Consider the following 10,816-nt stretch of genomic DNA (forward strand, 5'->3'; position numbering starts at 1 on the left):
CCACCGCTGAACCAAAAGAACTCCTGCACCTAGCTGATCAAGACATGTACGCCCGCAAAAAGAACCCCCGAAACGCATAACACACAACCCCACCATTCGATGACTTCCCGGCGCTCTCGCCCCAACCGGGGCTCCGCGATCAACGCAAAGATCCGACGAGCCGATATCGAGATCAACATTACTTGACGAGGCACAAGGGGACGGTATGGAAACGAGCTTGCACCGCTTCGTCCGCCTGCTGCGCCTGCACGGGGTGCGGGTGTCAGGGGCTGAGGCGACCGACGCCATGCGGTGCGCGTCGCAGCCCGGCGTGCTGTCGTCCAGGTCCGTGCTGCGCGACGCGCTGCGGATAGCGCTGATCAAGGACCGCCGGGACGACGAGGGGTTCGACGACGTCTTCGACGCCTTCTTCCACCTGCGGCGGGTGGTCGAATCCACCGACGGCGACGGGCCTGACCACACCCACGACGACCTGTCCGACACCGGTGAACTCGAACGCTTCACCGCCTCCGAGGAGCCCTCCAGCACACCGCAGGAGGGCCACAGCCACGACGCCCCGAAGGACCTGCGGGACTTCTTCGACCCGGAGGACCTGGCCCAGCAGTACAACCTGCACCAAGAGGCCAACAAGATCGATCTCGCGTCGATCACCGACGAGATAGTCCTCTCCCGCGACCAGTCCTCGCCGGGGCGCGGCGACAGCGCCGGCGTGCAGCTTGAGACCGCCCGGCTGCACAACGCGGGCACGCCCGGGCAGTTGTCGCAGCAGACCGGGCACCGGATCGACACCGATCTGACCATCGCCGAGGAACGGCTCCTGCTGGACTGGCTGGCGGATGCCGACTCCGACCCGCAACTGCCGCGCAAGCCGCTGTCCGGGGTGCTCGAGGACCTGCCCGCGCTCCTGAAGGAACACCTGCGCAAGCTCACCGAGATGGAACACCGGTCGGTCGAGTCGGTCTCGCCCGCGGGCGTCACCGACCGGATCGACGAGCGGGAGCGCCAGGAGCTGGAGGACTCGCTGCGCAGGCTGGCCCGGAGTCTGCGTGGGGCGCGCACCAGCAAGCAGGTAACCAGCCCGCACGGCAGGGTCCACTCCGGACGGACGATGCGCCGGAACATGCGCTACGACGCCGTTCCGTTCCGGCCGGTCACCACCAAGCGCGGCGAGGACAAGCCGCGACTGGTGGTGCTGGCCGACGTGTCGCTGTCGGTGCGCAGCACCGCCCGCTTCACGCTGCATCTCGTGCACGGCCTCCAATCGCTGTTCAGCCGGGTGCGCACGTTCGCCTTCGTCGCAGACATAGTCGAGATCACCGACCTGTTCGAGCAACATCCGCTGGAGAAGGCGCTCGGGCTGGTCTTCGACGGGCTGCCGGCGGGCGGGGTCCTCGACGTCGACGCCAACTCCGACTACGGCGGCGCGCTGCGGGAATTCCTCGACGAGCACGGCTCATCCCTGACCCGGCGGACGACCTTGCTGGTGCTCGGCGACGGCCGGGGCAACGGCAACGATCCGGACGTGGCGGCCTTCGCGGAGATGGCGCGGCGGGTGCGGGAAACCATTTGGCTGACCCCGGAACCCCGCTACTCGTGGGGGCTGGGCCGGTGCGATCTACCGCGCTACGCCGAGCACTGCGACCGCGTCGAAGTGGTGCGCGATCTGGCCGGCCTGGCCCGCACATCGGATGCGATGTCCTCGGAGGCGGTGGGGCGATGAGTGACGCGGGGCAGTTCTCCGGCAGCGCCACGATCGATCCGCTGGCCCGCAGCAGTCCCGGCTGCTACCGCGACGAGGCGGTGGTCGTGGTGCACGAGCGGCACGACCCGCCGCCGGACCGGATCCCGATCACCCGCACCCGGCACTTCGGCCTGCACCGCGACGGCCACCGGGTGCTGGTCAGCCACCGCCTCGAGCCGCACGAGCTGGACAACGACGTGGCGGGCAAGCTGGCCGACGAGCTGTTCGCGCCGGGCTGGCTGACCGGGGCGGAGGTCTTCGAACGAGTCTTCACCGGCATCGTCAGATCCACTGTGGATGATTCGGTCGACGCCTGGTCCACCTTCTACCGCAACACCCTCGCCCGGATCCGGCTCCCCAGGGACGCCGGCGGCGCGCCGCACTCGTCGATCTCGGCGATGGTGCCGGTCTACTCGCGGGTGCTGGAGCTGGTACCGCCGGGCCGGGTCCTCGACGTGGGCTCCTGCTTCGGATTCCTGGCCCTGCTACTGGCCGAGCGCCCCGGCACCGCGGTCGTCGCCTCCGACATCGCCAACGGCACCGTCACGTTGCTGCGCACCATCGCCCGCGAGTTGGGCCTACCGCTGGGCACGCTGGTCTGCGACGGCGCACGAGTGCCGCTGCCGGACCAGGCCGTCGACACGGTGACGGTCATACACCTGCTGGAGCATCTCGACCCCGAGCACGGCGAGGCTGTCCTCGCCGAGGCGATCCGGTTGGCGCGGCGACGAGTCGTCGTCGCGGTCCCATTTGAAGCCGAACCGACGGCCGCCTACGGGCACCTGCGCACCTTCGACAACGCCGAGCTGCACCGGCTGGGGACCGGCACCGGACTGCCCTACGAGGTCGACGAGCACCACGGCGGCTGGCTCGTCATCGACTCCGCCTGATGGGCGTGTCGGTCCTTGAGCACTGTGGGGAAGGGCCGTTGCGGGTGGTCGTGGCACCACATCGTGATCGACACGGCGACAGGTCGAGATCCACGGTCAGATGAGCCCGCGCTTGCTTGCTTCGTAGACGGCTTCCGCGCGGGTGGAGACCTCCAGCTTGCGCATGATGTTGCGCACGTGGAACTTCACCGTCGTCTCGGAGATGTAGAGCTGGCCGCCGACGTGCCGGTTGCTCGACCCGGTGGCCATCAGCCGGAGCACACCCAGCTCGCGTTCGGTCAGTTCCGGTGCGGTGGAGCGGTTGTTCATCGAGTGCACCATCGCCGCGGCCGAGCGCGAGTCGAACGCGCTCTCCTTGCGGGCCACCGCGCGGATCGCCCGGACCAGCTCGGTGGTGTCGACGTCCTTGACCACGTAACCACGGGCACCGCGGTGCACGGCGTCGACGACGAGCTTCTCGTCCAGGAACGTCGTCAGCACCAGGACCCCGAGCCCCTCGTGCTCCCCGGTCAACCGCTCGCACAGGGCCAGGCCCTCAGTGTCCTCACCCGAGGACAGCTTGAGGTCCAACAGCACCACTGCGGGCCGCGTCCGGCCGACCACCGCGACCGCCTCCGCTGCGGTGGAGGCCTCCCCGACCACTTCGAGGTCCTGTTCCCGTTCGAGCAGCGACCGCAGCCCCTGCCGGACGATGGAGTGGTCGTCGACGATCACGATCCGGACCGGACCCGGCGGTGCGCTCACCGCGCCCCCGGCCGCCCACCTGGCTTCCTCAGACATCGGTGTCCCCTTCCGCCACCGGCATCGGCACTTCCAGCCTGATGAGCACCCCGCCCATCTTCGCCCTGCCGATGTTGAGCTCACCGCCGAGTTCTTCGGCTCTTGCGGCCATGTTCGCCAGCCCCCGGTGGTGCCCGTTGAGGTCATTGGTGCGCGCCGCCCGCAGAGTTCGCCGCAGCTGCGCGGGATCCCCGGTGCCGTCGTCGGCGATCGACAGCACGACGCGGTCTGTCTCGTACTTCAGATGCACCGACGCGCGGTCCGCGCCCGAGTGGGTCGCGGTGTTGAACAGGGCCTCGCCGGTCAGCCGCAGCAGCGAGTGCTCGGCCTCGCCGGGCAGCGGCACGGGCTTGCCCTCGATCCGGACCGCGACGTCGACGGAGGTCGGCAGGTGCACGTTGGACAGCCGTTCCAGCAGCACCGGAAGCGAGCCGGGGCCCTCGTCGGCGCCCCGGTGCAGCGCGTAGATCGCCGACCGCAGCTGGGAGACCGCCTGCTGGGTCAGGTCCTTGGCCGCCATGAGCCGCTCGGCGACCTGCCGCGCGTCGGCGCCCATCGCCGCCAGCTCCGACCGGCATACCTCCACGGTCATGCCGGCGCTGAGCACGGCCTGGGTCACGCTGTCGTGCAGCTCCCGCGCTATGCGGTGCCGTTCCTCGTCGATGACCTGCCGCTGCATCGCCTCGGTCAGCCGCCGCTGGACCTCCTGCAGTTCGGCGTTGCGCTCGACGAGGTCCTTGGCCTGCCGGGAAGCTTCCTCGTTCAACTGCTCGGCGCGCCCCTTCAACTGGGCCGCGGTGTGGAACAGGTAGGAGTTGTACAGCGCCACCGCGGCCTGATTGGCCAGCACCCGCAGGACCGCGAGGTCGGTCCCGGTGACTTCCACTCCCGCACCGGGCCGACCCACGACGCCGCCGACCGGCTCCTCGTCGAGCAGCATCGGCGCGCGCACCCAGCCCGGCCCGGCCTCGCCCGGTTCGAGCTCCCACGGCCGCTTGCGGATCACTTCGAGCTGCTCACGGACCTCGGCGGGCAGATCGTGCTCCTGGTCGATCAGCTCGCCGTCCCGGGCGAACAGGAAACCCGGACGTATCCCCCGCAACGCCCCGTCGGCGACGCCCAGCAGCACCCACTCGGCTTGCAAGTGCTCAACGGCGGCCACGACGACCGCCTCCACCAGCGCCCTCGGCCCCTCCGCCGAGCGCACCACGGCGCGGGAGATCTCGTCGAGCGCCTGCACGGCCACGGCCAGCCGCTCGTTCGAGCGCCGGTACTCGGGGTAGAACGACCGCTTGCTCGATCGCACCCCGGTGAGCTCACCGAGCGTCGTCTCCCCCGCGCGGACGCGGCCACCACCGGACACCTTCGACCTCACATGGCCTTTCGGAACAACGACTCGATCTCCTCCTGGGTGACCTGGCGGGGATTGGTCGCCAGGCACGCGTCCTTCATCGTCGTCCTGGCCAGGTGCGCGACGTTGTGCTCGCCGACCCCGAGGCAGGACAAACCGCGCGGAACGCCCACGGAGTCGGCCAGCTCGCGGACCCGATCGGCCAGCACCTCGGCGACCTCGGCCGCGGGTACGCGCTCGGTGTCGATGCCCGCGGCGGCGGCCAGCGGCACGTAGCGAGTCGGGCTCTGTTCCGCGTTGAACTGGATCACGTGTGGCAGCAGGATCCCGTTGATCACGCCGTGCGGCGCGTCGAGCAGCCCGCCGACCTGGTGGCTCATGGCGTGGGTGGCGCCGAGGATCGCGTTGGTGAACGCCATCCCGGCCGCCAACGACCCCTGCGCCATCGCGTTGCGCGGCTCCTGGGCGGCCGGATCCAGCAGGGTCCGCAGCAGGTTCCTGGTCACCAGGTGCACGGCGTGCAGCGAATGCTGATCGGTCAGCACGTTGTGCGCGAGCGAGACGTAGGACTCCATGGCGTGGGTGAGCGCGTCGAGACCCGTCGCAGCGTTCAGCCAGTCCGGCATGGTCGTCAGCAGCCGCGGATCGATGATCGAGATTTCGGGGACCAGCGTCCTGCTGATGATGGTCACCTTCGTCGCGTGGGTGGTGTCGGTGACCACGCAGAACTGGGACACATCCGCCCCGGTTCCCGAGGTCGACGGCACCATGACCAGCGGCGGGATGGGGTTCACGACCCGGTCGACGCCCTCGTAGTTCAGGATGTGCCCGCCGTTGGCGGACACGATCGCCACGCCCTTGGCCGCGTCGATGCACGAGCCGCCGCCGACGGCGATGATCACGTCCGCGCCGGCCTGAGCATATTCGCAGTAGGCCGCCTGGATCTCGTGGTCCTTCGGGTTCGGCGTCAGCTCGTGCCAGACGACCGGTTCCAGACCCACCTCGCGCAGGTGCACCACTGCCTCTCGCACCCATCCCGCCTCCACGATGCCGGGATCGGTGACCAGGAAGGGACGGCGCGCGCCGAGCCGTCGAGCCGAGTGGCCCAGCTCGGCCAGCGAACCGGGGCCGAACACGATTTCCGGCGCGTGGAACTTCGCAAGGGCCGGACGCTGCTCGCCGACATCGTCGCGGCTGGGTTGGCGCGGCACGCCCACATGTTCGAACGCGATTTCCAGCTCCGGCATTTCTCGTGGCCCTCCCGACTCACCGATGAGCCTCGCCCGCGAAGGAGTCCGGCCGGTGCGCGGCCCGCGGCGAGACCGGCTGCAAGCAGACCAGCAGCATTACTGTGGGGTAAACCACAGGTGAACCTACAGCCAGGGACTGTACCTCGGAACTGCTCGGATGAGCACCCCCGACCTGTCCGATCGGACAGGTGCGCTACGCGGTTTCTTCGAGTAGGAGGCGCAGCCGGGATTCGAGCACGTTGCGCTGCGGAGCGTCCGGCGCCATCAGCTCCCGTGCGCTTTCCAGCACCTCCAGATCGTCGCGGCCCGCGTCGGTGTTGGCGAAGCGCCAGAGCAGTTCAGGGTCTCCGCTGCCCAGCACCCAGCCGCGCAGCGCCACCACGAGCTCGTCGCGCTCGGCCCGGATCGTGACGGACTCCGAGCGCGGCAGCAGCAGTCCGGCTCTATCCACGGCGGCGCCGGCGTCGCCATGGCGCAGCGTCTCGCGGAGGGCGTGCAGGTCGCTGTCCACATCCGCCGCGATGCGGTACGGCCTGGTCTTCACCACGTGCTGCCCCAGGGCGTTGCGGATGCGGTGGATCTCCACCCGGACCGTGGTGGGGTTGCCCTGCTCCCCGTGCAGCAGCAGCGCGAGCCGCTCCGCAGTCAGCCCGCCGGGGTTCATCGCCAGCAGCGCGAGGATTTCGGCGTGCCGCAGGCTCAGATCGTGCCGGACACCGTCCACTGTGGCCGCTGGAACCTCGTCGCCGAGCAGTTTCAAGGACAACTGCGGCCGGCGACGAGACCGGGGCTGCCCGACGCGCAGCAGGTAGCCGCCGTCGAGCGGTTCCACCTCGGCGTCCTCACCGTCGTCCAACCGGACCGTTCCGCTGTCGTCGAGGCCCATCCGCTGCCCCGGCACGAACCGCGCCGAGGGCGTGCTCGCGACGATCCGTCCACTGGGGCTCAGCAGTGCCGCATCCCGACCGGACTCGGTGAGGTGGTGGGCGTTGCGCTCCCGGAGCAGGTCGTCGGAGGCGGCCAGGCGCCAGCGGAGCTCGCCTTCGACCAGCCGCGCACCGGCCACCACGAGCGCGAGCAGCGCCGGGTGCATCGTGTGCAGCGGTCCGCTGAGGTCGACCGCGCCGAGCAGCGCACCCGTATCCGGATCGCGGACCGGACAGGCGGCGCAGGTCCAGGAGTGGTAGGTCCGCACGAGGTGCTCGGCGGAGTGGATCTGCACGGGAGCTCCGGTGGCGAGCGTGGTGCCCATCGCGTTGGTGCCGATCGCGCTCTCGGCCCACCGGGTGCCTTCGGCGAGCTGGACCCGGTCGGCGTCCCGGCAGACCTGGGGATGTCCTTGCCGCCAGAGGATGTTGCCGTCGGCATCGGTGATGATCATGACGTGGCTGGTGCCGTCGGCCGCATCGAGCAGCGTCTGACGCAGCATCGGCACCCAGCGCGCCAGCGGGTGCGCCTGGCGAACGTCGTCGAGCCTGCCGGAGTCGAACGCCAGCGGTGGTTGCCTGAGATCGGGATCGATCCGGGCCGCCAGCGAACGCCTCCAGGACTCGAAGATGACCGGTCGCGGCTCGTGCGAGAGCCGGTCACCGGCCAGGACGGCAGCGTGCACCCGCTCGAGCAGTCGGGCCCGCTCGAGCGGATCAACCGAGGTGTCGTAGCTGGTGTCCATTCGCCTGCGCAGAAGTGTCGAGAACGCGGAACATCCGGTCGCGGAAAGATTCATAGTGCGGGGTGACACAGGTTACGGGCAAGTGCGCCCGCGATACCGGTTCGCCCCGCTGCAACGTCGCTGCAACGTTGCGACTCCTAGCTTCTCGCCACACCAGAGGCATGAGTGGCCCAGGTCACCGACGGCCCGCGGAGGGTCGCACCAGCACACGAGAGGCGAACAGATGGTTCTGCATGCAGCGCCGGGCACGGCGGGTTCGGCGGTCGAGTTCCGCTCGCGTTACGACCACTTCATCGGCGGCGAGTACGTGGCCCCGGCCGGTGGGGGTTACTTCGAAAACCCCACGCCGGTGACGGGCCAGGTGTTCACCGAGATCGCGCGCGGCACGGCCGACGACGTGGAACGCGCGCTCGACGCCGCCGAGGGGGCCGCGCCCGCGTGGGGCCGCACGTCGGTGGCGGAGCGTTCGGGGATCCTGCTCAAGATCGCCGACCGCATGGAGGCCAACCTGGAGAAGCTCGCGGTCGCCGAGAGCTGGGACAACGGCAAGCCGGTCCGCGAGACGCTGGCGGCCGACATCCCGCTGGCGATCGACCACTTCCGCTACTTCGCGGGCGTGCTGCGGAGTCAGGAAGGGTCGATCTCGCAGATCGACGACGACACCGTCGCCTACCACTTCCACGAGCCGCTGGGCGTGGTCGCCCAGATCATCCCGTGGAATTTCCCGCTGCTGATGGCGACCTGGAAGCTGGCGCCGGCCCTGGCCGCGGGCAACGCGGTGGTGCTCAAGCCCGCCGAGCAGACACCGGCATCGATCCACGTGCTGATCGACCTCATCGCCGACCTGCTACCCGCGGGCGTCCTCAACGTGGTCAACGGATTCGGCGTGGAGGCGGGCAAGCCGCTGGCCTCCAGTTCCCGGGTGCGCAAGGTCGCCTTCACCGGCGAGACCACCACCGGCCGGCTCATCCTGCAGTACGCCAGCCAGAACATCATCCCGGTCACCGTCGAGCTCGGTGGCAAGAGCCCGAACATCTTCTTCTCCGACGTCGCCGACGCCAACGACGCCTTCTACGACAAGGCTCTGGAAGGGTTCGCGCTGTTCGCCCTCAACCAGGGCGAGGTGTGCACATGCCCATCACGGGTGCTGATCCAGTCCAGCATCTACGACGCGTTCCTCACTGACGCGGTGGCCCGAACCGAGAAGATCAAGCAGGGCAACCCGCTGGACACCGACACCCAGATCGGCGCCCAGGCCAGCAACGACCAGCTGGAGAAGATCCTGTCCTACATCGACATCGGCAAGCAGGAAGGCGCGGAGGTCCTCGCCGGTGGTCACCGGGTCGAGCTCGAAGGCGACCTGGCCGGCGGCTACTACGTGGCGCCGACGGTGTTCGCGGGCCACAACAAGCAGCGGATCTTCCAGGAGGAGATCTTCGGCCCGGTCGTCTCCGTCACCAGCTTCGACGACTACGACGACGCCATGAAGATCGCCAACGACACCCTCTACGGCCTCGGCGCCGGGGTGTGGTCCCGCGACGGCAACACCGCCTACCGCGCCGGCCGCGACATCCAGGCCGGCCGGGTGTGGGTGAACAACTACCACGCCTACCCCGCCCACGCCGCGTTCGGCGGCTACAAGCAGTCCGGCATCGGGCGCGAAACCCACAAGATGATGCTGGACCACTACCAGCAGACCAAGAACATGCTGGTCAGCTACTCCAACAACGCGCTGGGCTTCTTCTGATGGGCAGCGACCGAGTCGCGGTGACCCCTGAGGCGGCGGAGCAGATCCGCCGCCTCAGGGCGCAGCACGGGCCGGTGATGTTCCACCAGTCCGGCGGCTGTTGCGACGGCAGCGCCCCCATGTGCTACCCGGCGGGCGAATTCGCCACCGGCGAAGCCGACGTGCACCTCGGCGACCTGGCGGTGGACAGCGAACCGGTACCGGTGTGGATGTCCAGATCGCAGTTCGAGTACTGGAAGCACACCCACCTCACCATCGACCTCGTGCCCGGCCGGGGCAGCGGATTCTCCCTCGAAGCCCCCGACGGTGTCCGCTTCCTCATCCGGTCCCGCCTGCTCACCGAAGAGGAATGGAAACGACTGGATGCGAGCTGAACACGAGCCGAGCCGCGTTGTGCTTGTCGGCCCGCCGGGCGCCGGCAAGGGAACGCAGGCGGCAGCGATTTCGGACCGACTGGGTGTTCCACACATCTCCACCGGGGACATCTTCCGGCGCAACGTCGGCGAGGGCACGGATCTCGGACTGCGGGCGAAGTCCTACATGGACAGCGGCGCCCTGGTTCCGAGCGAGCTGACCAACGAAATGGTGCGCAGACGTCTCGGTGAGGACGACGCCGATGGCTTCCTGCTCGACGGGTTCCCCCGGAACCGGGAGCAGGCCGAGTTCCTCGACGACACGTTGCGAAGCTCCGGACGCACTGTTGACGTAGTGCTGGAGCTGCAAGTGCCTGCGGAGGAAATCGTTCGTCGCCTCAATGGCAGACGCGTTTGCGGCACGTGTGGGCGAAGCTGGCACGTGGAGTTCAACGCCACGAGGGCGGAGGGCATCTGCAACGCCTGCGCCGGTCCGCTGCACCGGCGCGACGACGACCGCGAGGACGCGATCCGGCGCCGTCTGCAGCTCTACGAGCAGGAGACCGCACCGATGCTCGCGAACTACCAGGAGAAAGACAGACTGGTGCGGGTCGACGCGTCCGGTCCGGTCGACGCTGTCGGCGAGCGGGTGGCCGTCGCGCTCGGCGCCCGATCGAACAACGGCGCAACGTCACCGCAACGTTGACCGCCGTAGGTTCATCCAACCGGTTGACGGATCCGGGAAAGCCACACTGAAAAAGCGATCACGCCGTCACACGATCGCGTCGAGAGGTCGGAAGTGGGCAAGCACTCACAGAGCACTTTGGACAATCTGCGCACCGAAGAACGGGGCCAAGCTCCGTCCCAGGAGTTCGCGGCGCAGGCCAACGCCACGTCGGCACTGTACGAAGAAGCCTCGGCCGATCGGGAGGCGTTTTGGGCGAAGCAAGCCGAGCGGCTGGCCTGGGACACCAAGTGGGACCAGGTCCTGGACTGGTCGAACGCGCCGTTCGCGAAATGGTTCGTGGGCGG

General features: G+C 69.0%; 10 protein-coding genes. 6 read left to right on the forward strand and 4 right to left on the reverse strand.

The features are described 5' to 3' along the window. Positions 1 to 205: 205 nt before the first annotated feature. Together AC07FN_RS44825 and mftM are read left to right on the forward strand one after the other, a co-directional pair. Positions 206 to 1,720: a VWA domain-containing protein gene (locus tag AC07FN_RS44825; protein WP_478401192.1), complete on the forward strand. Its 1,515-nt coding sequence runs from the start codon at positions 206 to 208 to the stop codon at positions 1,718 to 1,720. After that, positions 1,717 to 2,631, forward strand: coding sequence for a mycofactocin oligosaccharide methyltransferase MftM (gene mftM / locus AC07FN_RS44830; protein WP_478401193.1), 915 nt, complete (start codon positions 1,717 to 1,719; stop codon positions 2,629 to 2,631). The genes AC07FN_RS44825 and mftM overlap by 4 nt, the downstream gene beginning before the upstream one ends. Positions 2,632 to 2,727: 96 nt before the next feature. On the opposite strand, the gene AC07FN_RS44835 is transcribed toward mftM, so the two are convergent. The 4 genes from AC07FN_RS44835 to AC07FN_RS44850 all read right to left on the reverse strand — a co-directional run bounded on the left by AC07FN_RS44835 (position 2,728) and on the right by AC07FN_RS44850 (position 7,684). Further along, the gene (locus AC07FN_RS44835) at positions 2,728 to 3,411 is read right to left on the reverse strand and encodes a MadR family response regulator transcription factor (protein WP_478401194.1); all 684 of its coding nucleotides are present in this window, start codon (positions 3,409 to 3,411) and stop codon (positions 2,728 to 2,730) included. Further along, positions 3,404 to 4,774, reverse strand: a complete 1,371-nt coding sequence (locus AC07FN_RS44840) for a MadS family sensor histidine kinase (RefSeq protein ID WP_478401195.1) — start codon at positions 4,772 to 4,774, stop codon at positions 3,404 to 3,406. The genes AC07FN_RS44835 and AC07FN_RS44840 overlap by 8 nt, the downstream gene beginning before the upstream one ends. 8 nt (positions 4,775 to 4,782) lie before the next feature. Then, entirely contained in the window at positions 4,783 to 6,009 is a 1,227-nt protein-coding gene (locus AC07FN_RS44845; RefSeq protein WP_478401196.1) for an iron-containing alcohol dehydrogenase, read from the reverse strand. A 196-nt stretch (positions 6,010 to 6,205) separates the two neighbouring features. After that, positions 6,206 to 7,684 carry a GAF domain-containing protein gene (locus tag AC07FN_RS44850; protein ID WP_478401197.1) on the reverse strand — a complete coding sequence of 493 codons (1,479 nt, stop codon included), beginning with the start codon at positions 7,682 to 7,684 and terminating at the stop codon, positions 6,206 to 6,208. Between the two features lie 223 nt (positions 7,685 to 7,907). Between AC07FN_RS44850 and adh the strand changes: the two genes are divergently transcribed. From adh to AC07FN_RS44870, 4 genes are all read left to right on the forward strand, one after another. Beyond that, complete coding sequence (adh, locus tag AC07FN_RS44855) at positions 7,908 to 9,431, forward strand: aldehyde dehydrogenase (RefSeq protein ID WP_478401198.1); 1,524 nt, start codon at positions 7,908 to 7,910, stop codon at positions 9,429 to 9,431. Next, positions 9,431 to 9,805 carry a DUF779 domain-containing protein gene (locus AC07FN_RS44860; protein WP_452615008.1) on the forward strand — a complete coding sequence of 125 codons (375 nt, stop codon included), beginning with the start codon at positions 9,431 to 9,433 and terminating at the stop codon, positions 9,803 to 9,805. Before adh ends, AC07FN_RS44860 begins: the two co-directional genes overlap by 1 nt. Continuing rightward, complete coding sequence (locus AC07FN_RS44865) at positions 9,795 to 10,490, forward strand: adenylate kinase (protein WP_478401199.1); 696 nt, start codon at positions 9,795 to 9,797, stop codon at positions 10,488 to 10,490. The genes AC07FN_RS44860 and AC07FN_RS44865 overlap by 11 nt, the downstream gene beginning before the upstream one ends. A gap of 93 nt (positions 10,491 to 10,583) precedes the next feature. Next, positions 10,584 to 10,816: acetyl-coenzyme A synthetase N-terminal domain-containing protein (locus tag AC07FN_RS44870; RefSeq protein ID WP_478401200.1), on the forward strand; the 233-nt coding region annotated here is incomplete at its 3' end.

It is taken from the genome of Saccharopolyspora sp. NPDC045941 (assembly GCF_056431445.1).

What these genes read in the sequence shown, in the direction of transcription:
- adh (WP_478401198.1), top strand. Translation starts at nt 7,908, where the DNA reads ATGGTTCTGCATGCAGCGCCGGGCACGGCGGGTTCGGCGGTCGAGTTC.
- AC07FN_RS44860 (WP_452615008.1), top strand. Translation starts at nt 9,431, where the DNA reads ATGGGCAGCGACCGAGTCGCGGTGACCCCTGAGGCGGCGGAGCAGATC.
- mftM (WP_478401193.1), top strand. Translation starts at nt 1,717, where the DNA reads ATGAGTGACGCGGGGCAGTTCTCCGGCAGCGCCACGATCGATCCGCTG.
- AC07FN_RS44835 (WP_478401194.1), bottom strand. Translation starts at nt 3,411, where the DNA reads ATGTCTGAGGAAGCCAGGTGGGCGGCCGGGGGCGCGGTGAGCGCACCG.
- AC07FN_RS44845 (WP_478401196.1), bottom strand. Translation starts at nt 6,009, where the DNA reads ATGCCGGAGCTGGAAATCGCGTTCGAACATGTGGGCGTGCCGCGCCAA.
- AC07FN_RS44865 (WP_478401199.1), top strand. Translation starts at nt 9,795, where the DNA reads ATGCGAGCTGAACACGAGCCGAGCCGCGTTGTGCTTGTCGGCCCGCCG.
- AC07FN_RS44850 (WP_478401197.1), bottom strand. Translation starts at nt 7,684, where the DNA reads ATGGACACCAGCTACGACACCTCGGTTGATCCGCTCGAGCGGGCCCGA.
- AC07FN_RS44825 (WP_478401192.1), top strand. Translation starts at nt 206, where the DNA reads ATGGAAACGAGCTTGCACCGCTTCGTCCGCCTGCTGCGCCTGCACGGG.